Source organism: Chitinophaga flava (genome assembly GCF_003308995.1).
GTDB lineage: Bacteria > Bacteroidota > Bacteroidia > Chitinophagales > Chitinophagaceae > Chitinophaga > Chitinophaga flava.
On sequence record NZ_QFFJ01000002.1, the window covers coordinates 3,055,482 to 3,078,872 of the forward strand.

The window sequence follows — 23,391 nt, forward strand, 5'->3', positions numbered from 1 at the left end:
TCGTTTTACGTTAACAGACCCGCGGTTTGTAGTGTTAGGTTTGCGCCCATAAAAATAATAAATACATATGGAAAGTAAACAGTACATCACGGTGTTTGGAGCCACCGGCAGGGTGGGCGGAGCTGTACTCCGGCTGCTTTCACAGGCGCAGATGCCTGCCGTTGCAGTCACACGTAACCTTGACAAAACAACCGAAATGCCAGGCGTCCAATGGATGGCCGCTGAAATGGCCGCCAGGGATACATTATACCGGACCATGGAAAACAGCAGCACGGTTTTTCTGGCTTCGGCCACAGACGAGCAGATGGTTGAGGCCCAGTGTAATGTGATAGAAGTGGCCAGGGAACAGGGAGTGCAGCATATCGTAAAATTATCATCAGCCATGGCCGATCCGGATGCATCCCTTTTTATCGCCAGGGCCCATGGCCAGATTGAAGAACAGCTTCGGTCTTCCGGACTGGCAGGTACGCTGCTGAGGCCCAATGGCTTTATGCAGAACTGGCTGCTGGGAGTAGCCCATACCGTCAAAACACAACGAAAGATATTCGAACCCACTGGCGATGGTAAAAGGACTTATATCGATATGCTCGATATTGCCGAAGCGGCCAGTAAGATACTGATGAAACCTTCACAACACAAGGGGCAAGCCTATTTACTCAGTGGGGGCGAAGCCATTAATTACTACGAGCTGGCTGCCTTGCTCAGTACGGTTTTACAGGAAGACGTCGTTTATGTGCCGGTCAGTGAAGAGGCGGCAAGGCTACAAATGGAACAGCGTGGTCTGCCATCCTGGGCTATAGAAACTTTCCTCGCCTATGCAGCCGAACAGCGGCAGCACCAGGCAGGCTGGATAAGCCCTGATCTGCCCGTTTTGCTGGGTAGGCCGCCCCGAACAGCTGCCTCGTTTATATCCGCACATAAATATGCCTTCCAATAATTTATCAAAATATACCGAATGGTATATTTTGATAAAATTGACTTACCTTTGCCGGGTAGCAGCATTATAGTTGCTTCTTTATCTGAGATTAAACTATGTAAGATGAATACAACCAATTACGACATTGTTGTGATAGGCTCCGGTCCGGGCGGTTATGTATCTGCTATCCGGTCGGCACAACTGGGATATAAGGTAGCCCTGGTAGAAAAATATGATACACTGGGAGGTACCTGTACCAACGTGGGTTGCGTACCGGCCAAGGCTTTGCTGGACAGTTCAGAGCATTATCATAAAGCAGATGCACAGTTTAAAGCGCATGGAATTAAATTGTCTGCAATGGAGCTCGACTTCAACCAGTTTATTCACCGGAAGAACGAGGTGGTAAAACAAAATGCGTTGGGTCTGGTATATCTGATGAAGAAAAATAAAATCGATGTACACTACGGACTGGGTAGTTTTATAGATGCCACACACCTCAAAGTGTCTTCAGACAAGGAGGAGCAGGTGCTTACCAGTAAGTATTTTGTCATTGCTACTGGTTCCAAACCATCTTCCCTGCCTGGTATCATTATCGACAAAAAAAGAATCATCTCTTCTACGGAAAGTTTATCGTTGCCTTCCCAACCGGCTTCCATGGTCATTATTGGCGGTGGTGTGATAGGGGTGGAACTGGCTTCTGTATATGCCCGCATTGGTACAAAGGTGACCATTCTGGAATATGCAGATTCATTGATTCCTTCTATGGACAGGGATCTGGGCAAAGCATTGCAGAAATCACTGACCGGACTGTCTATTGATATACACCTGAGCAGCAAGGTGCAAACGGCCGTTAATACCGGAGAGGCAGCTGTAGTGGGCTATCTGGATAAAGACGGCAAACAACAGGAGCTGGTAGCTGACTATTGCCTGGTAGCAGTTGGCAGACGGGCCTATACAGACGGATTAAATCTGCAGGCCGCAAGAGTGGAGGCAGAGAAAAATGGAAAGATCAAAGTAAATAATACGCTGCAAACCACTACACCCAACATATATGCCATCGGTGATGTGATCAGCGGTCCTATGCTGGCGCATAAAGCGGAAGAAGAAGGTACGCTGGTGGCGGAAGTGATTCATGGATTAAAGCCGCATATGAATTATAATCTTATCCCCGGTGTTGTTTATACCTGGCCGGAAGTGGCCGGTGTAGGCGCTACCGAAGAAGAGCTGAAAGCCAAAGGTATTGTTTATCGGGTTGGTAAATTTCCTTATATGGCCAGTGCCCGTGCAAGGGCTTCCATGGACACGGAAGGTTTTGTGAAAGTGCTGGTGGCAGAAGCGTACAACGAAGTGCTGGGCGTACATGTTATCGGACCCAGAGCGGCTGATGTGATCGGCCAGGCGGTAGTGGGAATGGCACATGAAACCACCGCTGATGAAATGGCACACCTCAGCTATGCGCATCCTACCTACTCTGAAGCGTTGAAAGATGCGTTCCTGATGGCTTCCGGAAAAGGAGCGATCAATATCTGATTGTCACGATAGTAATGCTGTTTGAAAGATAAGAGGCGCGGGTAACCGCGCCTCTTTGTGTTATCTCGTTACACATTCGCTGCATGATAAACCGCTGCAAACACCTGTGCGAAGGCTTCCAGCTTGCTGCCGGTTTTTGGAATACCGGATTGCTGATAAAAGTCTTCGAATAGTTTTCCGGTTCTGATAGCAGTACCCAGCTCTATATAGTTGGCTGCGATATTTGCAGGCAGTCCGTTGGCTACCAGTATGTCATAGTATTCATTGTCCGGATATTCTACCCAGGGCAGTTCCGGCCGGCCGATAGCCTGTCCGAGTACAGCCGCTGATTCGCCGGCTGTGCGTATATCGCTGACGATATATTGAATACTTCTCAGATGCTCCGTTGCAGTGGTGAGTGCCGTCGCTGCTGCATCTGCAATAGCAGGTATATCTACCATAACCACAGGCGTGTTGGCTGGATAATTTCTGCCAATAAGGCCTTGATGCCGGATCTGCGCGACCTCTGCAAAAAAGTTGATGTAAAAATTCGCAGGACGCAAATGGGTTAGCTGTATGTTTTCCAGCTGGTTTAATGTCTGTTCTACATCATACAGTCCGCTGACAGGCCCGCATCCGTCTGGTGAATGAGCACCGATGCTGCTAAGGTTGACCACCCGTTTAATGCCCGCCTGACGGATAGCCTGTGCATATATCTGCCCGGTCTGACGGATCTGTGCTCTCCAATCACTATGATCAAATTGGATGGGTACCATGGTATATACTGCATCTGCATCGCTGAAAGCATCTGTCAGAAAATTAACCTGCTGTATATCACCAATGGCAGGAACAGCACCAATGTCCTTAATGGTCGTTGCCTTCTGAGGATCGCTGCTGATAAGGGTTACATGGTGTCCTTCTTCTACTAATTTTGTAACCAATAATTTACTAATATTGCCAAGTGAGCCTGTTATTGTGTATCGCATAGATAAATGATTTTGATAGCAGCAAAATTATTTTTGTTGATTCGTCCTGACAAGGACTTACCCGAAAGTATGTAGTATGACCGCCATCAAGGAAAACTCCACTTATCAGCAAAACAAAGCTGAAGGAATGCTCAATTGCCCCGTTTGTTACATCATGGACAAAATAGGAGGGCAATGGAAACCCAGTATTATTTATCATTTGTTACCTGGTCCAAAACGTTATGGCCAGCTGAAAAAGGATATCTCTTCCATTACCGAGAAGATGCTGACCCAGAGCCTGAAGCAGCTGGAGAACGATGGTCTGGTGAAAAAACATCCGGGTACCGGCCCTTTTTCTTCTGTTTTTTATGAGCTGACAGAAGAAGGGCATTCCCTTTTGCCCGTCGTACAGGCGATGGCGTTATGGGCTATCAGCAACAGCAAGCGGATGCCATATGATCCTTATGGTATTCTGAAAGATGTTTTATAAATGTATAGGCTGTAATAGAAACTGTTAGTGATTCCCAGGGCTGAAAGAAGAGGATTAATTTGCTTTTATCTAATAAATACATTAAGGAAGGCCCGTATCAGGCGGGCCTTTTATTATTTTGGTGTTATAGATGTGGTAAAATTTCCACGAAAAAAAATGTAATACGCTGAAACTGGCTACCAGTAGGTGTTTGATGTATTTTCCTCATTTGTTTTTTATGTTTTTGTTAACTCTTGGCACAGACTTTGTAAAATGCCATCCTGTTCTAACAACGGTACCGTATATATTAACAACTTTAGAATGTTATTTATAACGAACAGAATATTATAATTTAACCCAATCCAATTTTTTATGAGGATGTTTACAACTCTTGGGAAGTCTCTCATGATGGCTTCTTCTGTATTAGCATTGACCGGAACTGCATATGCGCAGGAAAAGGATAGTACCCAAAAGGTTACCCGTGTTACTCCCTTTAATGGTGTGAAAGATTACCGTACATGGTCTATTGGCGTATGGGGCGGTGGTTCCGCTGCTATCAGTCCGTTTGGAGGCCCTTACTATTTTAATAATTTCGACTTTAAGAATGTTGGTTTTGTGTATGGTGCTTATGTGAAAAAACAAATATTTCACAACTTCGGCCTGCAGGCAGACTTCATGCGTGGTCAGGTAAAAGGAGCTACCAAAGCAGCACAGACATTAACTGATATACATGGTAATGCGGTTGCAGGTGGTATCAAATCCTTTAAAACAGATATCGACTGGTCCGCGTCTTTGAGTGGTGTGTTTAGCCTGGGATCTATCAACTGGATCAACAAACAGAGTTTTGTAATACCATACGTTTCCGCAGGTGCTGGTGTAATGGGCTTCAAACCTGTGGTGACAGCAGCCGATGGTGCTGAGACTGCAGTAATGACTTCCGGTGGTAAAGCCAGACATACTGAAATGTTTATTCCGGTAGGTGTAGGTGCAAAATTCGTAGTAGCTCCCGGTGTAAACATCGATCTGGGTTACAACGTGAATTTTGTGGACAGCAAAGTGTTTGACGGCGTTAACAGCGGCAATAAAGACAAATTCTCTACTGCACGTCTGGGTCTTGAATTTGCCCTTGGCAAGAAAAGAAAACCACAACTGGCTGTCGTAAATCCTGCTGCTCAACTGGCAATGGATTTACAGGATAAAAATGCTGCCCTGAAAAACTCTCTGGCAGAAAGCGATTCCCGCAACCAGTCTGCTATCAATCAGCTGAAAGGTGAAATCGCTGATATGAAAAAGGATACTGATGGTGATGGCGTTCCTGATTATCTGGATAAATGCCCTAATACACCTGCTGGTACTAAAGTAGATGGTGCTGGTTGTCCTTTACCCACTCCTCAGGTACAGGTGGTGAAAGAAAAAATCATCGTTACTGAAGCAGATAAAAAAGTGGTAAAAGATGCGATCGATAACCTGGAATTTGACCTGGGTAAAGCTACTATCAGACCTACTTCTTTCTCCAGCCTGGATAAAGTAGCAGCGCTGCTGGTAGAGAAAAACTTCAGCCTGAAACTGGCCGGTCATACCGACAATACCGGTTCTGCAGCTACTAACCTGCGTCTGTCTAAAGGCCGCGCTGAAGCTATCAAAGCTTATCTGGTGTCTAAAGGCGCTAATGCTTCCAGAATCGAAGCTACCGGATATGGCGCTGCACAGCCTATCGCTTCCAATAAAACAGCCGAAGGCCGTCAGCAAAACAGAAGAGTAGAATTTACTTTGTACTAATCTGCTTATAACATCCATTTTTTAACTTGCCTTCAATACTGAAAAGCTGTTCCTGATAAAGGAGCAGCTTTTCTTTTTAATTCGGGTGAAATATCCCTTTCCGATGAATGCAGGACTATCTAAGTCCTGCCCTGTTTTTTTTATTGGGCTGGATGAAGGCCGGCTTGCTGGTTGCGGGCTTTGGATACTTTTCTGCCACGGAAGAAAAGATAAAGGTTGAAGAACAACATAATGCCCAGATAAATAAAGAACCCACCCAGTTTGCTGCTCAATACTTCCACAAGGGTCTGTGCATCTGAAATCCTCCAGTCTACTTTCATGATCAGAAAGGCAAAGCCAATGTTGAGCAGATAAAAACCTGTTTCAAAAAGCGCGTTGGTGGCTATGGCCAGATCTTGTTTGCCATGGAAGATGTCGAGCATGAATACTTTACTGTTTTTAAACAGTATCCATGCTACCAGCCAGGTGACAACAATCACTATAGGCAGGTAAATCACATAGGTCGTAAAATTCAGGGAAGCTTGCATATACTATTATTTTATGGGATGAAATAATTGATTCCGTTTGCTGATAAAATAGATGGTGAGCATATTGAAACAATGCAGTACACCGAGAGAAAGAATGATGAAGCCGGTGCTGCCCGTGATGACTGAAAGCATTTCCGTCCAGTTGTGAATGGTGCCCCAGAAGATGATCATAAGGGTGGCGTAGCCTATATTCACCAGATAATAACCCACCAGGAGAATGTTGTTAATCGCTTCACAGAGCGTGGTGTCGTGGGGGATGAGGCCATGGAGGAAGATGCTGCCATTGCGGTAAAAACGCAGTCCTACCTGGACGGTGATGATGTAGGTAATGGCAAAGTAGATCAGGTAAGCAAGGATGTTCATAACAGTGCATTTGCTTTTTCTGATGTCAAAAGTATTTAAACTTTCGGTATTTTCAAAAATTTCTGAAAATAAACCGAAGTGAGTAAAGTTGAACAGGGAAAGAGTAGGGGAAATGGCTTTCTAAAAAAATGGCATCTTACAATTATTCCAGCATCTTCCGGGCATACTTGTTTTTGTATTCTACTGGTGTCATACCGGTGATGCGGCGAAACACATCGCGGAAAGTTTGGGTATCAGTGTAGCCGATATTCACCATTACTTCGTGGATGGACTTTCTGCCGATCTCCAGTTGTTTTTTGGCGCCCTCGATTTTTACACGTTGAATGTATTCTGCTACTGTGCTGCGGGTGGCCTTTTTAAAGCGACGTTCAAAAGTGCGTCGGCTCATATTAAACTGAGCGGCCAGTTCTTCTACATTGAGCCGCTGTTTGTAGTTTTTTTCGATATGCTGTTGTGAAGATTTGATGACTTCATCCTGGTGGTCTTTCAGGCCATGGAAGACGATAAAAGGCGATTGGATGTTTTTGTCGAGGTCTATGGTGAAGTATTTGGCTGTATAGATAGCAATTTCGCGACCTGCATGTTTTTCTACCAGATGCAGCAGCAGGTTCCAGTGTGCGCTGCCGCCACCGCTGGAATACAGTCCGTGCTGGTCGGTGATCATGCGTTCATCTACCACTTCTACGGAAGGGTAAAAATACCTGAGTTCATTGGCATAGTTCCAGTGGGTGGTACACTGTTTTCCTTTCATCACGCCGGAAAAAGCAAGCAGAAATACGCCGGAGCCGAGGCAGGCCACTTCTGCGCCTTCTTTATATTGTTCAGCTACCCACAGGGAATATTCCCTGTTCACCATAATGGCTGTGGTCATATCTCCAGTGAGTGCCGGCACAATAATGAGGTCTGCATCATTTATCGCATCCAGCTGTACATCCGGTTTGATACAGAAGGCCCCGTTGTTGTAACTGACTTCCGGTGTAATGCCGGCCAGTTTGATCTCGAACAAGGGAGCTTTGCCGCTCTCTGCAAGAAAGGAATTCACCATCGAGAAAACATATTGACAATCGGCGATGGATGCTATAACCGCTCTGCGGAGGGTGAGAATGTATATACGGATCATACTCAAAGGTAAAAGTAAATTTTGACGCAAATACCCACCTAAGGTTGTCGTATTTGCCCTTTATATCTATTGGTTTCTGTTGTTACCTTTGGGGTAATATCCTAAAAAGAGAAAATCATGCAAGCAATTACAACCTACTTCAATTTCATGGGCAATACTGAAGAAGCCATGAACTTTTACAAATCAGTATTTGGCGGAGAGTTTACTTCGTTTGCCCGTTTCGGTGATACACCCGGTAGTGAAAATATGCCGGCACATGAACGAAACAAAATCATGAATATCAGTTTGACTACTAAAAGCGGCGCCATACTGATGGCTACAGATTTTCTGGAGTCTATGGAGCAGCGTTTACAGCTGGGCAACAACATACATCTGGTGATCAATGCAGATTCGGAAGAAGAGGTGGACAGTCTGTTTAAAGTACTTTCAGCAGGTGGCAAGATAGAAATGCCTGTCAACAAAACCTTCTGGGGCGCTTATTTCGGCATGTGTGAAGACAAATTCGGCATTAAATGGATGCTCAATTACGCTTATCCTCAAAACAAATAATACCATGTCTTTTCAAGCATATCTCGACAATATCCAGACAAAAACCGGAAAATCTCCGGAGGATTTTAGAAAGCTCGGTGAGCAAAAAGGTTTCCTGCAGAAGGGAGCACTGGCGCCGGGAGTGAAAGCTGGACAGATTGTTGCCTGGCTGAAGGAAGAGTACGCGTTGGGTCATGGCCATGCAATGGCCATCTACGCATTGTTTACAGGCAAGAAGGCATAAGCGGTCATTCGTTTTCGGGGTACTGGAACCCCGTCTCTTCTTCTGTGGTTTTAACAGGCCTTACCTCAATAGTAGCGGAAGGCACATATTCAAATTCAGGGTTGTCTTTGGCAATAGCAATAGCTTCTTCCAGATCAAAGGCCCTGATATGATAATAGCCCACCTGTATTTCCTTTGCAGGATCGATGGCGGTGCTTTTCCAGCCGGTTTTACTTTTAGAGAGCAGCCAGCCGCTGTGTAACAGTGGCTGGGCTGCTATCAGCTGATCTGCTTCCTGCAGGCGTTTGATATATACTTCACATTTCTTTACGAATTCCAGGTGCTGAGCTGCTGTCATAGCGGCTTTGGCGTCGCCTGCATTGCGGATGTAAAGCATGAATTCCTGTTTCATAACAAAGGATTTTAGCTATCGGAAGAGTGGAGGGGTAGTTCTGATTTTTTCCAGCAAACGATTTAGCTGTGTTACTTCGTGATCATCCAGGGCTGCGTATACATGGTCCAGTTTGTCCAGGTTGCGGTCCACTTTTTTGAGACGTTCCAGTCCGGTGCTGGTGATGCTAACGGCTACCAGGCGCTTGTCGCTGGGGTTGGGGACTTTTGTTACCAGCTCTTTGGCCACGAGCCGGTCTACCAGCCTTGACACGCCTGCATTTTTTTCTTCCATCTGTTCCAGTATTTCGGAAGTGGAGAGTGCATGTGCGGCGGTATGGAGTATTTTTAAAACATTATATTGTTGGGATGTCAGTTCATAATGGGCAAAAAAAAGCTGAGACTGATCATAGGACCAGTTGAAAGTCCGGAGAAGGTTGAGGCCCAGTTTTCTCCGGACAGGTATTTCCATGTTTTTCATAGCCTAAAACTACAAAAAGTTGTTTACTGACAGAGATAACCACCATCTACCGGAAGATAGGCGCCTGTGCAGAAACTGGCATCATCGGAGGCCAGGAATAAAAAGGCTTTGGCGATTTCTTCCGGTTTGCCGAGTCGTTTCATGGCATGTTTGGATTCCATATAGGCCTTGCTTTCAGCCGATGCGTTGTCCATCAGCAACGGTGTTTCTATATAACCCGGGCCAATGGTGTTAATACGGATATTGGCGGTACCATTTTCCAGTGCGGCTACTTTGGTCATGCCCACCAGTCCGTGTTTGGAAGCGGTGTAGGCAGCGATACCGATTTCTCCGACCTGGCTCATGATAGAGCCTACATTGACAATGGCGCCACCACCAGGCTGTTGGCGCATCTGGGCGATTTCATATTTCATGCCGTAGAATACACCGCTGAGATTGACACTGGTTACCTTATGCCATTCTTCAATGGTTTTTTCATGGATAGGGGCCGCATCCACAATACCGGCGTTGTTGAGTGCCACGTCCAGCCTGCCAAAGAGGGCTACCGTTTCCGCAACGGCCTTTTCCATATCTTCCGGCTTGGATACGTCGCATTGCACAAAGGCCGCTGCTGTTCCTTCCTGTAATATTTCATCCAGTGTTTGCTGATTCAGTTTGAGGTCTGCAATCATCACTTTGGCGCCTTCACGGGCGGCTAATATGGCGGATGCCTTGCCTATACCGGAGTTGCCACCGGTGATCAGCACTACCTTATTCTCAAAACGTTTCATGGTTTCTGTTTTAACCAAATTTAATGATTAGTCATTAATGATTAATCATTAAAATGTTAAGCTTTCCCTAAACTATGGTTTTCACCGGCGAAATGGTGGCTTTTACCGGCAGGGGAGGTATTTTAGCCGGAATGTGTTTTACAATAGCTGTAACAGGTGTAACTTTGATGCCCTGCCTGAAGATGGAGACCATGAAAAATACCATAGCGACGATTGAATAACGCTGGCAGGCAACGTAGTCTGCTGTTGATCAGGAACGAATATTGTTCCCCACATAAAACAAATCCTTGTAATTCACAACTATGCATACCACTTCCAAAAAAGCTGCTATCAGCTTTATTTTTATTACGTTATTAATCGATGTAATGGGTTGGGGGCTGATCATCCCGGTGATGGCCGACCTGATAGCCCAGCTGAAAGGCATTCCCGTTAATGAAGCCAGTACCTACGGCGCACTGTTATTATCTGTTTTTGCCATTACCCAGTTCCTGTTTGCCCCGGTAGTGGGCAACCTCAGCGACCGTTACGGCCGTCGTCCGGTGCTGCTGCTTTCCCTGCTGGGTTTTGGTGTTGACTACATCATTCTGGCTCTGGCGCCTGCTTATAGCTGGTTGTTTATCGGCCGTATCATCGCCGGTATGACCGGCGCCAGCTTTACAACAGCTACGGCCTATATTGCTGATGTGAGCACAGATGAAACTTCCAAAGCCAAAAATTTTGGCCTGATAGGCGCTGCCTTTGGGCTTGGTTTTGTGTTGGGCCCTGCATTGGGCGCTCTGCTGGCTACCTGGGGTATCCGCGCACCTTTCTATGCTGCTGCTGCTTTGTGCCTGTTGAACTGCTTATATGGCTACTTCCTGCTGCCTGAATCGCTGAGTAAAGAAAACCGTCGTCCGTTCGACTGGAGAAGAGCCAACCCATTTGGCTCCCTCAGATTCCTGACCCGGCATCCCGAAATCGGTGGGCTGGCACTCAGTTTCTTCCTGATTTACCTGGGCAGCCAGTCTGTACAGGGTAACTGGAACTTCTTCACTATCTATCGTTTTAACTGGAGCGAAAAAATGGTGGGTATTTCCCTGGCAGTAGTAGGTGTACTGGTAGGTGGTGTACAGGCAGGACTCACCAGAGTGGTGAATCCCAAGATAGGCAATGAGAAGAGCATCTACCTGGGGCTATCGTTATATACACTGGGCCTGGTACTGTTTGCCTTTGCTACCCAGGGATGGATGATGTTTGCTTTCCTGGTGCCTTACTGCCTCGGCGGTATCTGTGGTCCTTCCCTGCAATCCGTTATTTCCGGACATGTACCACCTAACCAGCAAGGTGAGCTGCAGGGTGCATTGACCAGCCTGATGAGTCTTACCACCATCATAGGCCCGCTGATTATGAGCAGCACCTTCGCCTATTTTACCACCGATAAAGCGCCTTTTTATTTTCCTGGTATGCACTTCCTGATCGGTGCGGTATGTATGTTGTTCAGTATCATCATCACCTACAAAGTACTTACGCGGGAAAAGAAACATAACCCCGAACTGGCAGGAGTGATCAAAGGAACGTCCGGCTTCAGTGATACTCCCCTGCATTGATGCCGTCGGCTATACGAAAAAAGACAAATCCTTCTACAGGGTTTGTCTTTTTTTGATTCAGCACCTGTTAACAAAAAACTGCTGTTTTATTGTACCTTCGCATTTCGAAATAACGTATATATGAACCCGTTGTTACAAAACAACCCATACGAAAGACCATTCCCTGTAAAAGCCCGCTGGCGTAATTTTGAAGCCTTCAAAACGGCCCAGCCGCTGTTATACGCCCTGGCAATATTTGTGTTCACACTGGCAGTAGTATCTCTCTTTTATATCATTGTGCTGCTGCAAAAACTGATGAACGAACACACCATGCCAACCCAGCCACAGTGGATCGCCATCTGTGTATTCCTGTTTCTGACAAGCTCTTTTATCCTGATTGCGCGCTACCTCTGCAACCTGCCGATAAGGGAGCAGCAGCAATATTATAAGGCTAGTGGCACTACCTGGCTAAGCGAAGATAAAAGGCAGGCATTGCGCCTGCATGTGGTAGATATGTTCTACTCCGGTTACTGGAGCGAAACGCTGGAATATTGTCCTCTGGCTGCTTTGCAGGGCAGCGGGAAATATTATGCGCTGAAACCTTTGGATGCGGCCATCTTCAAGAAGTCGCTGGACCACGATTGGGGTGTACTGACCAAGGAGAATTACCGGAAAGTGTCACAGCAGCTACTTACCAAGGGTTATCATGCAGAAATCTTTGCAGTGACGCTGAACCTGCGGAACCAGGACCAGGTTGTGAGTAAGCGGCTGGCAGCGCTTACCCATCTTTCGGAGGTCTATATCCTCGATTGCCTGCAATCGCGCCCTGGTGGCCGTCCGCCTAAGCTGATATGGGGATATGAATGCTGGCGTGCCATCGTGGTGGCCAGAAATGCGTTTATGGCCGGCCATATCACAGCAGACGAAGCCTGGCATGATATGCTGCTTGCCGCCGATTATGTGTTTGAGTTATTCGACAGTTTTGAGGATTTTAATAACAACTATCGGCTGGGAAATGCCTTCTGGAGCGATTCCTATGATGTTACCAGCGAAAAGATAAAATACTATAACCTCTTTAAAGAGGAATGTAAATGGCCGATGGCCCAGTTGCCATGGCCTGCCCCCAAAGGCACAAAATTACCTTCCGCTATGGCCAACGGTTATTTTAATGAAGTAACCATCGCCAAAAGCCTGCGGCAGCAGCCCGGCGGGCTCAACTAAATCTTCCGGTTTATTCGGGCCATTGATTGAACAGCTGTTCGCGTCCGGCGAACAGCTGTCTGATAAAGCTCAGTAGCTGTTCACCTGCAAAAGTAATAGTAGACTCATACGAACCATACAGCAGCCAGTCATAACTGTAATCACAGTACGCTGTTTCATAGCAGTCGGGATGAAATTCGCTGCAGGTGATCTCTGTATCTGTAGCTTCTTCCGTTATCTCCAGCAGGTAGGGCGTAGAATGACTGCATATATAATCTTTGATAGCCTGATAATCGGCATCGGTGAGATGCATTTTGGCAAGGAATAATATATTGCCCGGGCTTTTTTCTACTAATGGATCCCAATAATCCCCATCATAGTTCCAGCGGTCCAGCAGATGTTGCCGGACATTTTCCCGCTCTTTTTCGTTGAGGCGTCTGCGATAGGGCAGTGGTGTTATTTTTGTCAGCTCTCCGGGCGTGATGTTTTCTACATAATGAATGAACTTTTCCCTTTCGTTTTGTATGGCAGCGGCTTCTATCGGATTGTCGCTGACAGTAAAAAGTGATTGGGCTGCATGTCCAATATGGGCCAGTGTTTCGCGGCAGGTGAGCAGGGCAGGAAAGGATTTACCTACCAGCATCTCCACTTCTCCCAGCATAGCTGCCAGCACATTATAACGCGGGAAGAGATCGTAGTCTTTATCAGAATAGGCGTACTCAGGAAAATCTGAGCCGGAACGTTCTTTGGCGTACCGGTTGGCCCAGTAGGTATAATTGTCTTTGCAATAACGGCGGGCTGCGGTGATCAGTGCTTCATCCAGAGTCATGGCCGCAAGTTAATGAATAAATCCTTTGATCCCAGGGCTAAAGCCCTAGGCTATAATTGTGTCATAAGTGATTGTGGAAGAGGCCCTGACAGATATACCAACGAGTAAATCATCAACCTCTGAATATACAGTACAAACCCTTATTTATCCAAGTTTTGCCGTGGTGTCTGTTATTAATTTTGACATCAAAACAAGGATATGACAGACGAAATGAAACTACTGTCGCCGCTGGAGAAAGCCGGCCACAGCTTCGCAAACAGAGTAGTGATGGCGCCGATGAGCAGACGCCGTTCTGAGCAGGGGATTTCTGGAGCCATAGTGGCCCGCTATTACGGACAAAGGGCTGGTGCCGGTTTAATCATTGCAGAAAACAGCGCCGTAGCAGCTAACGGTGTCGGCTATCTGGATGCTCCCGGTATTTATAACGATGTACAGCTGGCAGCCTGGAAAAAGGTAGTGGATGAAGTGCATCAACAGGGCGGAAAAATTTTTGTGCAGCTGGTACATACCGGTCGCATTGGACACCCGCTGAATCAGGGTGGTGAACTGTTGGTGGCGCCTTCTGCCTTAATAGCCGAAGGACAGATCCGTGTGCCGGGAGATCTTCATTTACCCATGGCACAACCGGAAGTGCTGAGCACTGCCGATGCAGCAGCGCTGGTACAGGCACATGTGGAGGCCGCTGTAAATGCTATCGCTATTGGATTTGACGGTGTAGAGATACATGGAGCACATGGTTTTTTGCCGGAGCAGTTCCTGCATCCGCTCACTAACCAGCGGACAGACCGCTATGGTGGCAGCATCGCCAACCGCAGCCGTTTTCTGCTGGAGATTATGGAAGGTGTGGTAGCTGCTATCGGTAAGGAACGTACAGGCGTACGCTTATCTCCTTTTGCAGAGATCAATGGTTTGCCGGCATATGAAGAAGAGGAAGCGACACATCTGTATATCATCGAAGCATTGCAGCAACTGGATGTTTTGTATGTGCATCTGTCTGATCAGTCTGGAGGCGGCTCTGCGCCTATTACGAAAGATTATCTGAAAGCTGTACGTCAGCGTTTTCACAACCTGGTGATACTGGCAGGCGGACAAACCGCTGCGTCCGGAGAAGCTTTGCTGCAGGCCGGACTGGTGGATATGATTGCTTTCGGCAGACCGTTTATTGCCAATCCTGATCTGGTAGATCGTTTCCGGCATAATATCCCGCTGACGGCGCCCGATACAGCCACTTTTTATCAGGGAGGAGAAAAAGGGTACACTGATTACCCAACGGCAGCCATTGTAGCTGTATAACTCAGCATTCCGCTATTTTCTTAGCTAGAAAACCCTGTTCCTGTGTGGAGGTGGTAAGCACCCTTGCCTGTTCAAAACAGGCTACCGCCTTTTCTTTTTCTCCCAGGCGTTTGTAGATTTCTCCCAGCACAGCATGATAAAGATAATAACGTGTCATCTGCCGGTGTCCTTCCAGTGTTTGGAGCGCCTGCAGGGCCTGTTGCGGGCCGGCTGATTCCAGGAGTACGATGCTGCGGTTCAGCACCACTACTGGGTCGTGGGTGAGGCTGAGCAGCGCGTCGTAATAGGAAAGGATGACTTTCCAGTTGGTAGCCGCATAATCGGGTGCGATACAGTGCTGATATGCAATGGCAGCTTCCAGATGAAAAGAGGAAACATCCTGGCCGGAGGCAGCTTTGTTCATCCAGTCGTTGCCGGCACGGATAAGCGACTGGTCCCATAGCCGGCGGTCCTGGGCTGCCAGCGGAATGAGGGCGCCGTCGGGCGTAAGTCTGCCTGCGACACGGGCGGTATGAAAACAAAGCAGGGCCATGAGTGCACAGGTCCGCGGTTGCCTGGTGTACTCATTGTCCAGCAACTGTTGACATAAAAACAGCGCCTGTTCAATGATATCTTCCCGGACCAGTTTGTTGTTATGAGTGGCACTGTACCCTTCATTAAACAGCAGATAGATACAGTTCAGTACTGCATGGAGCTGCTGTGGAAGCTGATCTGGTGAAGGTATCCGCGGTTTGATATGATTAGTCCTGAAATATTCTTTGGTACGGTACAGTCTTTTGGAGATAGTATCTTCTGTAGTCAGGAAAGCACGGGCGATCTCTTTGGTGCTGAAGCCGCAGAGTGATTTCAGCATAAAAGTGATCTGGCTCTCCGGTGAAATTTCGGGAAGACAACAGGCAAACATCATCCCCAGAAAATCATCTTTAATATGTTGTTCCTGCCAGTGTTGGTCGATGGTGGTGGCCAACGTGTATTCTGTTGATAAGGCCAGTTTTTCGGTATAGGAAAAGTCGAAGTTGTAGTAATGTTTTTCCTTGCGGATAATATCAATCGCCTTGTTTTTAGCCACGCGGAAGAGCCAGGCTTCGGGGTTGTCCGGAATTCCATTGAACTTCCAGGTCTCCAGGCCTTTCAACAGGGCATCCTGTACCACATCCTCTACCAGGCTGTAGTTTTCCGGACCGAATATTTTCACCAGCACAGCCACCATCTTTCCGGACGCCTGCCTGAAAAGATGGTTGACCGCCTGATGAATATGTGATGGCTTACTCACTTTCCAGATGTCTTATTTCCCGAACTTCAATAGTGCAGCCATAGCGTAGGCTGGGGCAAGCCTGAGCCAGCCCGGCGGCTGCAGCTGCGTTGGTGGCTCTGAGGATCAGGTAACCGGCTATCAGTTCTTTTCCTTCTGCCAGCGGTCTGTCAGTGATGGTTGTAGTACTGATCACCGTTTTACCTTCCGTTGCCAGCTGGTGGCCTGCTACAAAATGACCTGTCTGAATGAGTTCGCCCAGCCATTGCTGCCAGTGCTCAAGATGTTGCTGCATCTCGGCAGGAGACGCTGTGCCGGGCTCATCTTCGCCCCGAATGATAAACAGAAATTCTTTCATACCTATCAGATTTTTTCTACTGCTTTTATGATTTTATACCACTATGACGGAATCCCCCGGCAGGATTTGGACAAAAATCCGGAATATTTTTTTGATTTTTTTATGAATGATTGCTCTGGCCGGTTCAGGATAGGATGGTGCACATTCAGGAGCATTCCGGTTTATATTGGCCCATTGCGCTGTTTTTTATTATCTTGTAAAAAATTTGGATATCATAATCAGTGAAAAAGATGACCTTCAGAAGTATACGCATAACACTGACACTGCTGGTATTGCTGGCTTTTTCCGGTAATGTGATGGCACAGTCAGCGAATCCGGCCGTGCTGGACATCACTACCGGTCTGCTCACCTGGGTGAAGCACCTCAACAACAATGTAGATAAGTATTTTACCCGTGAGAAAGGCGCTGACCTCGGACAGCACCTGGGAACGCTGAAAGAAGACCTGCGTGTGTACATGAAAACAAGGAAGACGCTCTCCGACAGCCTGTTTCGTCATAACATTGCGCCCGGAAAAAAAGACCCCGACAACCTGGAGGCGCTGAAAACAAAAATGGGCGCGGTAATGAACAGCATGCGCAATGTCAATGATCTGGTTAGTAATGATCTGAGGGCAGAAGGGGATAAGCTCAATGATGAAATATATGATGCCCTGTACGGACAGGAGCCCCGTTATCTCTCCAACCTGGAAGCTTTCCTGGGTGGTGTTGATGTCACTAAAAAAGATCTGGCAGTAGATGGCAGCTCCAACTATCAGCGGCTGGAAGAGTGTACAGCCGTTATTGCTTCCCTGCAGGAAAAGATCGACAGAAAAATGAAAAAATAGGGTATTGAAGCAGCAATGAGCATTTTACATCCGGTGAAAGGAACGATATTACTCTTTGTGTTAGTCTTGTTGCAGCTGGCTGCAACAGGGCAGGTACGTGTGAGCGGCACCATATACGATCGTACGGGTCGTTTTGGGATGGCCGGTGTAAGTGTGATGAGTAATTCCGGCGCCGGCACCGTAACCGACTCGGCGGGCCGCTACAGTATCAGATTACCACTCACAGATTCCATCAGTTTTTCCTACCAGGGTAAGGCCACCATGAAATTTCCGGTCAATGAGATACACCCCAACCGTCCGTTTGACATGAAGCTGCATGTGGATATACGGATGTTGCCCACAGTGGATGTATCGGCCAACAAACTGAAAGATTATAGCCAGGACTCACTGGAACACCGCAACGAATACCGGAAAGTATTTGATTATGCACCACAGCTGCTCACCGGCGCTAACAGCGGTCAGGCAGGAGTGGGCATCAATCTGGATATGATCTTCAATGCCAAAAAAATCAAGCGCATGGAGGCTTTCCGGGAACTGCTCGAACGGGATGAACAGGAGAAGTATGTAGATCACCGGTTCACTAAAGTACTTGTCAAAAAAATCACTGGCCTGGAATCCCCTGCACTGGATGCTTTTATGAAACAATACCGGCCTTCCTATGAAATGTTCCGTTATTTCCGGAACGACTATGAATACTATCTCTATATCCGCGACAATGGCCGTTATTTTGCCAGGGTATGGGAGCTGGAACACCCCACCGTTAAGGATCCTGCCGGCCTGCATATTCTCCCCGGTCAGTAGCAGCAAACAAATCAGGACGGGGCTTCGGATTGACGAAGAAAATGCCGTAAGGTTCCTGCCTGAAGATATGATAATCCGCCTGATAAAGCCTGCTGGCTGTAACGACAGTATCCGCGACTGCGGGCTCTGCACCACCGGTACCTTTCAATAGTTCGGTAATATAGTTCAGTGTTTCACTGCTGTCTGTTTCAATACTTATTTCATCAAAGTTACCCCTGCCGAGGGAAAGCACGAGAAACTGAAGCTGGGTTTTGTTGGTGAGGTCCAACGTAACTGGGTCTGGTTGTTGTGACATACTTTCCTGCCATTCACGATACCATTCAGTGAGGATTATTTTCATGGTTGCTACATCTGTATGGCAATGTAGCTATTATTTCCAGATAGTGGGTATGGAGAGAAAAATAAATGAGGAAAAGCAGACCCATTGCATGATTTTATTATCTTGCCCCCGAATTCAAAACCTATATCATGAAGCATATTTGGATGCTGGTTGCAGGTGTCGCAGCTTGTCCGCTGTTATCTAACGGGCAGGACTATATTAAAAATCAGTTTAACGGACCACAGGAGGCCAATCTGTTTATTTCCGGAAGAGCTAAAATTGGTGCCGATTATACCGGTACAAAAGGGGCTGTCGGCCTGTATCCGGGCGACGCAGCCAATGCCGGCTTTGTGGAGTTTTTCCGGCCCAATGGTGTGCGCAAAGGTATTATTGGCTACGGTAATGACTATACGATTAACTATACCGGTGAAAATGGCACCAATCATGTTTTTACTGAAGGAAATGTAGGGATCGGTGTAGCTAACCCCACCAGTAAACTGGATGTGAATGGAGGAGTCAATGCAAGTGATATGATACGTAGCGCTCACGCAATGGCGGTTGCTGCACCCAATGGTAACTATTCCATATTGGCATGGGATGTTTCAACAAATTATACTCCTTATGTAGGGACTATTAATGCAGGGGCTGATTTTGCTATCTGGGGCGGAAATGCTGAACGGATGAGGATTACCAAAGATGGTAATGTAGGTATTGGTACCGTATTCCCTCAATCCAAACTCGCTGTAAGAGGAACCATTACTTCTACCAGGGTAATGGTTACCCAGGATAACTGGTCCGACTTCGTATTTGATCCTTCCTATCAATTACCATCTCTTACTCATGTTGAAAAATTCATACAGGAAAATAAACGTTTACCGGAAATCCCTTCTGCAGCTGAAGTGAAGGAGCATGGTCTGGACGTGGGAGATAATCAGGCAAAACTATTGCAGAAAATAGAAGAACTGACTTTGTACCTGATAGAACAAAATAAGCAGCTGCAAACTCAGCAAAATTTACTACAGTCGCAGGATAAAAAGATAAAGGAACTGGAACAACGATTAAACACCGTTGCTCACTAACGAAATCAATGAAACATGGCTACCGACGGCGTAAAAATAATTGACGGAGACACAGCACACGATACCTACTGGGGTATCATGGACTTATACGATAGTGGATGTGACCTTGCTGACATTGAAAGGAAATACCCACTGGAAAATGGAGATGACAGCTATGATGATTTTGATGATGAAATTTATGTGACCTGCTGTGGGCTGGCCTATTGGGAGATTGGGCTGATGACTCCTTCCCGGCTGGAACTCATCCGTTCGGTTATCGATAAAGGCGCAGGTGTGGAGGAATGGAACCGCTACAGCGAAAAGGAGGGAAAAGCCAGACAACGGGTACTGAACAGTTACTGGCAGAAAATCAGCCAACCCAATGTTAAGATCAGGGCCAGAAAAAAATACAGGAAAATCACCAACTTTCATTTTCAACCGGATGATCTGCTGACTTTCCAGTTGAGCGATGGGCACTATGTGGCGGCTATCTGTGCACAGATAGACCAGTACAGAGGTAAATGCCACTATATGTTTGTGCCTACTACCTATTATGACACCCAAAAGCCGGTACTCAGCGACCTGTATTCCCGGGATATTCTGGGACACCGGATTGATAGCGGGTTTCCGCCGGAAGAAATCAAGGTCATGCAACCCGGCATTGAAAGAGTATGGAATTATGCAGGAGGAAAAAGAAACTTCTTTATGGGTGTTTATAAGCTAGGTGTTGATCACAAAGACCTGGCTGCATTTTCGCATCGGCTGGAGAAAATAGGTACTTTACAGATAGTGGAAGGATTGAAGGAAACGGGCATCCTGGCTTATGATAGCAGTTTTGAAGAGCTGGAAGCGAGTTTTTTCAGAATAAAGAACGATATGGATGCGGAGAAGCTGGGTGTCTACGACAAGTGGCCAGTTAGTGTACTCTGTAATATTGAATCATAAGACAGAAATTTGATTAATTTGCGGAGATGGAGCCACTGAAGGAAATGTTTAATCGCGCATTCTACCGGCATTTTGCGGGTGTTTTTGCAGATGCGGATAAAAAATTTAATGCAACAGCGTTTTTGCAGGACGTAACAGAGAACCTGGAAAGCCGCGAGCTGAATGCCCGCCTGCGGCATACTTCATTGATGCTGGGCAAACATCTTCCCCAGAGTTTTTCCAAAGCAACAGATGTCCTGTTCCGTGCAGCACCTTCCCTGAAAACAGGCTATACGGCGATGGTGCTGCCTGATTTTGTGGCGTTGTATGGAAAAGCTCATTTTGATCGTTCCATGGAAGCGCTGAAATACTTTACAACACTGGGTTCTGCGGAGTTTGCCATCCGGGAGTTCCTGAAAGAAGATTTTAACAGGACCCTGCAGACCATGCATCAATGGGCGAAAGATGATGATCATCATGTGAGAAGACTGGCTTCTGAAGGCAGCAGGCCCAGGCTTCCCTGGTCTTTTAAGCTCGATGCTGTCATTAAAGATCCTTCCCTGACGCGTGGTATACTGGAATCACTGAAAGCAGATGAATCCCTGTATGTAAGAAAATCAGTAGCCAATCATCTCAATGATATCTCCAAAGATAACAGCCATTATATGCTGCAGCTGGTGAAGGGCTGGGATGCTGATCATCCGCATACCGGCTGGATTATTAAACATGCCAGCCGTACGCTTATCAAAAAAGGTGACAAGGATTCACTCAGTGTCTTCAATTTTGAGAAGAATGTAAAAGTTAGCCTGGACAAATTTAAGCTGAGCCAATCCTCCATCCAGCTGGGTGATACGATGGAGTTTGCGTTTCAGCTGACCAGCGAAAAATCTACTCCGCAGAAGCTGGTGATAGACTATGTAGTGCATTATCCTAAATCATCCGGAGAACGGTCGCAGAAGGTTTTTAAACTGAAGGAAGCGGTGCTTCCTCCCGGAGAAACAATACGGTTCTCCAAAAAACAACAGTTTAAAGACATGACTACGCGTAAGCACTACGCCGGAAAACATATAATCGCTATACAGGTGAATGGAAAGATCCTCGCCGAAAAGACATTTGAGCTGAAGATCTAGTCAGCCACTGCATGGTATGGATCTGCATTGGCGGGCTTCTTGTAAAAGATACGCTTTTTAATTAAATGTTATCAAGCAGGGCTATACGTAATTAAACCGCTCATTTTTACTAATTTGCCCCTTCGATCAACCGATGGGGATGCCTGATATTTTACAGTTACAGTTAGGGAATGCAGCCGCTTTTGAAGCCGTGTACCGGGAATACCATACCCGCGTATATGCGTTTATGTGGCGCTATACCCGTGATGCAGAGATCTGTGAAGAACTGGTACAGGAAGTATTTGTGAAACTATGGAGCAGCCGCAAAAGCCTTAACCCCGGGCTTGCTTTTACCACACAATTGTTTCAGGTAGCTAAAACCGTATTTATCGATTATCACCGGCGCGACAGCCGGCGTATCCGCTATATCAATATGACCGAGACCCTGGCTGAAGACGCTGTCATACAGCCAGGAGTAAGGGATATCGCCCTGATGCGGCAACTGTCTACACTGATAGACACGTTGCCGCCTATACGCAGGGAGGTGTTTCTGCTGGGAAAAATACAGGGGCTTTCCTATCCCGAAATAGCCCGTGAACTGTCTATCTCTCCCAAAACAGTAGAAGGGCATATGTCCAAAGCACTGAAATTTCTTCGTCACCGCCTGGGCGGTTTATTGCATTTATGTCTGTTGTGGCTGTGGTAATGATTGTCTGCCGCGGCTTTCCCCGTTCTGAAAAAAATATTTTTCCCGCAGTAAGGGTGTTTTAGATTTCTGTACGTATAACTATATCAAATGCCCATTTCAAAAGAACAGATCGCACGATACCTGGAAGGTCGTTGTACTCAGGAAGAACAACGACAGATCACCGACTACCTGTATGCGCATCCGGAAGCGCTGGAACAGGTGCTGGATGAACAGGGATGGGGTGAAGAGATGGTATTGCCGGAAGAACAGTCGGACCGTATGTTATCGGCTATACGTAAGAAAACATACGGACACAACCGGCGCAGGATATTGTGGTCGGGAATAGGCGCTGCTGCAGCGGCCGTCACCGGGCTTCTGGTACTGAGCTGGCACAGCAACCGCCAGCAGCCGTCACCACTGGCACATACACAGATCACAGTACAGCAGCCGGTATATACTACTGTACAGGTGTATAACGGTGCCGATAGTACGATAAAACTACCGGATGGTTCCCGTATTACCATGAAACCTGCGGCTGTTATACGTTATGATACAGCGTATGCGCAATATCACCGCGATCTGTACCTGGAAGGGGAAGCTGTTTTTGACGTGGCTAAAAAGGCATCCTTACCGTTTACGGTTCATAGTGGGGACGTAACCACCACCGCGTTGGGAACAGTGTTTATGGTGAGTGCGCAGGAGCATGCCCATTGTATCAAAGTAAGGCTGATGAGCGGAAAGGTAGTGGTGAAAACAGACGGCTCATCCGGCACCTACCTGAAACCCGGGCAGGAACTGGCCTGGGAACAAGGCAACAGAGACGTGGCGGTATATGCCTACGCACCTGTCACTAAGCCGGCTGCTCCGCCTGTGAAGCTGCCGGAGCCAACCGTGCAGATCAGCAACAGCCATATTGAATTTATAAAATGCCCAGTAGCAGATGTATTCAGCGTATTATACCAGCAATACGGAATACAGATCAACGCCAGTTCCGAAGACCTGAAAGGATGTTTCTTCAGCGGAACACTCACCGGACAACAGGAAGCAGATGACATTATTCATACTATAGCAACATTAAACCAACTGACTTTGACAAAAGATAACACCGGTTATCACATCAGTAAATAATCC

At 46.9% G+C, this 23,391-nt stretch carries 28 protein-coding genes; 16 read left to right on the forward strand and 12 right to left on the reverse strand.

Translation table 11 applies throughout. The features are described 5' to 3' along the window. Window positions 1-67 precede the first annotated feature (67 nt). A complete protein-coding gene (locus DF182_RS27900; RefSeq protein ID WP_113619040.1) occupies window positions 68-937 on the forward strand; it encodes an NmrA family NAD(P)-binding protein in 870 nt (289 codons plus the stop codon). 102 nt (window positions 938-1,039) lie between these two features. Then, window positions 1,040-2,446, forward strand: a complete 1,407-nt coding sequence (lpdA, locus tag DF182_RS27905) for a dihydrolipoyl dehydrogenase (RefSeq protein WP_113619751.1) — start codon at window positions 1,040-1,042, stop codon at window positions 2,444-2,446. 68 nt (window positions 2,447-2,514) lie between these two features. Here lpdA and DF182_RS27910 read toward each other — a convergent pair whose 3' ends face one another. Continuing rightward, window positions 2,515-3,411, reverse strand: a complete 897-nt coding sequence (locus DF182_RS27910) for an NAD(P)H-binding protein (RefSeq protein ID WP_113619041.1) — start codon at window positions 3,409-3,411, stop codon at window positions 2,515-2,517. A 76-nt stretch (window positions 3,412-3,487) separates the two neighbouring features. Here DF182_RS27910 and DF182_RS27915 point away from each other — a divergent pair, with 76 nt between their 5' ends. Both DF182_RS27915 and DF182_RS27920 read left to right on the forward strand, forming a co-directional pair. Beyond that, the gene (locus DF182_RS27915) at window positions 3,488-3,880 is read left to right on the forward strand and encodes a winged helix-turn-helix transcriptional regulator (RefSeq protein WP_113619042.1); all 393 of its coding nucleotides are present in this window, start codon (window positions 3,488-3,490) and stop codon (window positions 3,878-3,880) included. Between the two features lie 351 nt (window positions 3,881-4,231). After that, on the forward strand, window positions 4,232-5,638 hold the full coding sequence (locus DF182_RS27920) for an OmpA family protein (protein ID WP_211327228.1): 1,407 nt from the start codon (window positions 4,232-4,234) through the stop codon (window positions 5,636-5,638). A 140-nt stretch (window positions 5,639-5,778) separates the two neighbouring features. Here DF182_RS27920 and DF182_RS27925 read toward each other — a convergent pair whose 3' ends face one another. The 3 genes from DF182_RS27925 to DF182_RS27935 form a co-directional block, all read right to left on the reverse strand. After that, window positions 5,779-6,165, reverse strand: coding sequence for a hypothetical protein (locus DF182_RS27925; RefSeq protein ID WP_113619043.1), 387 nt, complete (start codon window positions 6,163-6,165; stop codon window positions 5,779-5,781). Between the two features lie 6 nt (window positions 6,166-6,171). Next, window positions 6,172-6,528, reverse strand: coding sequence for a hypothetical protein (locus tag DF182_RS27930; RefSeq protein ID WP_113619044.1), 357 nt, complete (start codon window positions 6,526-6,528; stop codon window positions 6,172-6,174). Window positions 6,529-6,670: 142 nt separating this feature from the next. After that, on the reverse strand, window positions 6,671-7,648 hold the full coding sequence (locus DF182_RS27935; RefSeq protein WP_113619045.1) for a GlxA family transcriptional regulator: 978 nt from the start codon (window positions 7,646-7,648) through the stop codon (window positions 6,671-6,673). A gap of 117 nt (window positions 7,649-7,765) precedes the next feature. Here DF182_RS27935 and DF182_RS27940 point away from each other — a divergent pair, with 117 nt between their 5' ends. Then, a complete protein-coding gene (locus DF182_RS27940) occupies window positions 7,766-8,197 on the forward strand; it encodes a VOC family protein (protein WP_113619046.1) in 432 nt (143 codons plus the stop codon). A gap of 4 nt (window positions 8,198-8,201) precedes the next feature. Then, window positions 8,202-8,420, forward strand: a complete 219-nt coding sequence (locus DF182_RS27945; protein ID WP_113619047.1) for a DUF4287 domain-containing protein — start codon at window positions 8,202-8,204, stop codon at window positions 8,418-8,420. 4 nt (window positions 8,421-8,424) lie between these two features. Here the strand turns inward: DF182_RS27945 and DF182_RS27950 are convergent, their stop codons facing one another. From DF182_RS27950 to DF182_RS32395, 4 genes are all read right to left on the reverse strand, one after another. Further along, window positions 8,425-8,811 carry a YciI family protein gene (locus DF182_RS27950; RefSeq protein WP_113619048.1) on the reverse strand — a complete coding sequence of 129 codons (387 nt, stop codon included), beginning with the start codon at window positions 8,809-8,811 and terminating at the stop codon, window positions 8,425-8,427. Between the two features lie 15 nt (window positions 8,812-8,826). Beyond that, window positions 8,827-9,261, reverse strand: coding sequence for a MarR family winged helix-turn-helix transcriptional regulator (locus DF182_RS27955; protein WP_161964292.1), 435 nt, complete (start codon window positions 9,259-9,261; stop codon window positions 8,827-8,829). 32 nt (window positions 9,262-9,293) lie between these two features. Continuing rightward, window positions 9,294-10,040, reverse strand: coding sequence for an SDR family NAD(P)-dependent oxidoreductase (locus DF182_RS27960; protein WP_113619050.1), 747 nt, complete (start codon window positions 10,038-10,040; stop codon window positions 9,294-9,296). Window positions 10,041-10,107: 67 nt separating this feature from the next. Then, window positions 10,108-10,245, reverse strand: coding sequence for a hypothetical protein (locus tag DF182_RS32395; protein WP_153260018.1), 138 nt, complete (start codon window positions 10,243-10,245; stop codon window positions 10,108-10,110). Between the two features lie 97 nt (window positions 10,246-10,342). Here DF182_RS32395 and DF182_RS27965 point away from each other — a divergent pair, with 97 nt between their 5' ends. Both DF182_RS27965 and DF182_RS27970 read left to right on the forward strand, forming a co-directional pair. Further along, a complete protein-coding gene (locus DF182_RS27965; RefSeq protein ID WP_113619051.1) occupies window positions 10,343-11,626 on the forward strand; it encodes a TCR/Tet family MFS transporter in 1,284 nt (427 codons plus the stop codon). Window positions 11,627-11,746: 120 nt separating this feature from the next. After that, entirely contained in the window at window positions 11,747-12,826 is a 1,080-nt protein-coding gene (locus DF182_RS27970; protein WP_147243570.1) for a DUF1266 domain-containing protein, read from the forward strand. 10 nt (window positions 12,827-12,836) lie between these two features. Here DF182_RS27970 and DF182_RS27975 read toward each other — a convergent pair whose 3' ends face one another. Next, window positions 12,837-13,634, reverse strand: coding sequence for a hypothetical protein (locus DF182_RS27975; protein ID WP_113619053.1), 798 nt, complete (start codon window positions 13,632-13,634; stop codon window positions 12,837-12,839). Window positions 13,635-13,832: 198 nt separating this feature from the next. On the opposite strand from DF182_RS27975, the gene DF182_RS27980 reads away from it, so the two are divergent. Continuing rightward, entirely contained in the window at window positions 13,833-14,927 is a 1,095-nt protein-coding gene (locus DF182_RS27980; RefSeq protein WP_113619054.1) for an alkene reductase, read from the forward strand. A gap of 1 nt (window position 14,928) precedes the next feature. Here the strand turns inward: DF182_RS27980 and DF182_RS27985 are convergent, their stop codons facing one another. Together DF182_RS27985 and DF182_RS27990 are read right to left on the reverse strand one after the other, a co-directional pair. Continuing rightward, on the reverse strand, window positions 14,929-16,200 hold the full coding sequence (locus DF182_RS27985) for an RNA polymerase sigma factor (protein WP_147243571.1): 1,272 nt from the start codon (window positions 16,198-16,200) through the stop codon (window positions 14,929-14,931). Further along, window positions 16,193-16,537, reverse strand: a complete 345-nt coding sequence (locus DF182_RS27990; protein WP_113619056.1) for a YciI family protein — start codon at window positions 16,535-16,537, stop codon at window positions 16,193-16,195. Before DF182_RS27990 ends, DF182_RS27985 begins: the two co-directional genes overlap by 8 nt. A 230-nt stretch (window positions 16,538-16,767) precedes the next feature. Between DF182_RS27990 and DF182_RS27995 the strand changes: the two genes are divergently transcribed. Both DF182_RS27995 and DF182_RS28000 read left to right on the forward strand, forming a co-directional pair. Continuing rightward, window positions 16,768-17,361: a hypothetical protein gene (locus tag DF182_RS27995; RefSeq protein WP_113619057.1), complete on the forward strand. Its 594-nt coding sequence runs from the start codon at window positions 16,768-16,770 to the stop codon at window positions 17,359-17,361. Window positions 17,362-17,376: 15 nt separating this feature from the next. Then, on the forward strand, window positions 17,377-18,162 hold the full coding sequence (locus tag DF182_RS28000) for a peptidase associated/transthyretin-like domain-containing protein (protein ID WP_113619058.1): 786 nt from the start codon (window positions 17,377-17,379) through the stop codon (window positions 18,160-18,162). Here the strand turns inward: DF182_RS28000 and DF182_RS28005 are convergent. Further along, window positions 18,122-18,502, reverse strand: coding sequence for a hypothetical protein (locus DF182_RS28005; RefSeq protein ID WP_113619059.1), 381 nt, complete (start codon window positions 18,500-18,502; stop codon window positions 18,122-18,124). The genes DF182_RS28000 and DF182_RS28005 overlap by 41 nt on opposite strands. Window positions 18,503-18,630: 128 nt before the next feature. Here DF182_RS28005 and DF182_RS28010 point away from each other — a divergent pair, with 128 nt between their 5' ends. From DF182_RS28010 to DF182_RS28030, 5 genes are all read left to right on the forward strand, one after another. Continuing rightward, window positions 18,631-19,560 (forward strand): hypothetical protein, encoded by a 930-nt coding sequence (locus tag DF182_RS28010; RefSeq protein ID WP_113619060.1) that lies wholly within the window; start codon window positions 18,631-18,633, stop codon window positions 19,558-19,560. A 15-nt stretch (window positions 19,561-19,575) separates the two neighbouring features. Continuing rightward, on the forward strand, window positions 19,576-20,484 hold the full coding sequence (locus DF182_RS28015) for a hypothetical protein (protein WP_113619061.1): 909 nt from the start codon (window positions 19,576-19,578) through the stop codon (window positions 20,482-20,484). 26 nt (window positions 20,485-20,510) lie between these two features. After that, window positions 20,511-21,593, forward strand: coding sequence for a DNA alkylation repair protein (locus DF182_RS28020; protein ID WP_113619062.1), 1,083 nt, complete (start codon window positions 20,511-20,513; stop codon window positions 21,591-21,593). Window positions 21,594-21,732: 139 nt separating this feature from the next. Next, the gene (locus DF182_RS28025; RefSeq protein WP_161964293.1) at window positions 21,733-22,278 is read left to right on the forward strand and encodes an RNA polymerase sigma-70 factor; all 546 of its coding nucleotides are present in this window, start codon (window positions 21,733-21,735) and stop codon (window positions 22,276-22,278) included. Between the two features lie 90 nt (window positions 22,279-22,368). Continuing rightward, a complete protein-coding gene (locus DF182_RS28030; protein WP_113619064.1) occupies window positions 22,369-23,388 on the forward strand; it encodes a FecR family protein in 1,020 nt (339 codons plus the stop codon). Window positions 23,389-23,391 lie beyond the last annotated feature (3 nt).

Bases quoted from the DNA above. Each gene is read 5' to 3' on its own strand.
- DF182_RS27900 (WP_113619040.1), top strand. From the start codon at position 68: ATGGAAAGTAAACAGTACATCACGGTGTTTGGAGCCACCGGCAGGGTG.
- lpdA (WP_113619751.1), top strand. From the start codon at position 1,040: ATGAATACAACCAATTACGACATTGTTGTGATAGGCTCCGGTCCGGGC.
- DF182_RS27910 (WP_113619041.1), bottom strand. From the start codon at position 3,411: ATGCGATACACAATAACAGGCTCACTTGGCAATATTAGTAAATTATTG.
- DF182_RS27915 (WP_113619042.1), top strand. From the start codon at position 3,488: ATGACCGCCATCAAGGAAAACTCCACTTATCAGCAAAACAAAGCTGAA.
- DF182_RS27920 (WP_211327228.1), top strand. From the start codon at position 4,232: ATGAGGATGTTTACAACTCTTGGGAAGTCTCTCATGATGGCTTCTTCT.
- DF182_RS27925 (WP_113619043.1), bottom strand. From the start codon at position 6,165: ATGCAAGCTTCCCTGAATTTTACGACCTATGTGATTTACCTGCCTATA.
- DF182_RS27930 (WP_113619044.1), bottom strand. From the start codon at position 6,528: ATGAACATCCTTGCTTACCTGATCTACTTTGCCATTACCTACATCATC.
- DF182_RS27935 (WP_113619045.1), bottom strand. From the start codon at position 7,648: ATGATCCGTATATACATTCTCACCCTCCGCAGAGCGGTTATAGCATCC.
- DF182_RS27940 (WP_113619046.1), top strand. From the start codon at position 7,766: ATGCAAGCAATTACAACCTACTTCAATTTCATGGGCAATACTGAAGAA.
- DF182_RS27945 (WP_113619047.1), top strand. From the start codon at position 8,202: ATGTCTTTTCAAGCATATCTCGACAATATCCAGACAAAAACCGGAAAA.
- DF182_RS27950 (WP_113619048.1), bottom strand. From the start codon at position 8,811: ATGAAACAGGAATTCATGCTTTACATCCGCAATGCAGGCGACGCCAAA.
- DF182_RS27955 (WP_161964292.1), bottom strand. From the start codon at position 9,261: ATGGAAATACCTGTCCGGAGAAAACTGGGCCTCAACCTTCTCCGGACT.
- DF182_RS27960 (WP_113619050.1), bottom strand. From the start codon at position 10,040: ATGAAACGTTTTGAGAATAAGGTAGTGCTGATCACCGGTGGCAACTCC.
- DF182_RS32395 (WP_153260018.1), bottom strand. From the start codon at position 10,245: ATGGTATTTTTCATGGTCTCCATCTTCAGGCAGGGCATCAAAGTTACA.
- DF182_RS27965 (WP_113619051.1), top strand. From the start codon at position 10,343: ATGCATACCACTTCCAAAAAAGCTGCTATCAGCTTTATTTTTATTACG.
- DF182_RS27970 (WP_147243570.1), top strand. From the start codon at position 11,747: ATGAACCCGTTGTTACAAAACAACCCATACGAAAGACCATTCCCTGTA.
- DF182_RS27975 (WP_113619053.1), bottom strand. From the start codon at position 13,634: ATGACTCTGGATGAAGCACTGATCACCGCAGCCCGCCGTTATTGCAAA.
- DF182_RS27980 (WP_113619054.1), top strand. From the start codon at position 13,833: ATGACAGACGAAATGAAACTACTGTCGCCGCTGGAGAAAGCCGGCCAC.
- DF182_RS27990 (WP_113619056.1), bottom strand. From the start codon at position 16,537: ATGAAAGAATTTCTGTTTATCATTCGGGGCGAAGATGAGCCCGGCACA.
- DF182_RS27995 (WP_113619057.1), top strand. From the start codon at position 16,768: ATGACCTTCAGAAGTATACGCATAACACTGACACTGCTGGTATTGCTG.
- DF182_RS28000 (WP_113619058.1), top strand. From the start codon at position 17,377: ATGAGCATTTTACATCCGGTGAAAGGAACGATATTACTCTTTGTGTTA.
- DF182_RS28005 (WP_113619059.1), bottom strand. From the start codon at position 18,502: ATGAAAATAATCCTCACTGAATGGTATCGTGAATGGCAGGAAAGTATG.
- DF182_RS28010 (WP_113619060.1), top strand. From the start codon at position 18,631: ATGAAGCATATTTGGATGCTGGTTGCAGGTGTCGCAGCTTGTCCGCTG.
- DF182_RS28015 (WP_113619061.1), top strand. From the start codon at position 19,576: ATGGCTACCGACGGCGTAAAAATAATTGACGGAGACACAGCACACGAT.
- DF182_RS28020 (WP_113619062.1), top strand. From the start codon at position 20,511: ATGGAGCCACTGAAGGAAATGTTTAATCGCGCATTCTACCGGCATTTT.
- DF182_RS28025 (WP_161964293.1), top strand. From the start codon at position 21,733: ATGCCTGATATTTTACAGTTACAGTTAGGGAATGCAGCCGCTTTTGAA.
- DF182_RS28030 (WP_113619064.1), top strand. From the start codon at position 22,369: ATGCCCATTTCAAAAGAACAGATCGCACGATACCTGGAAGGTCGTTGT.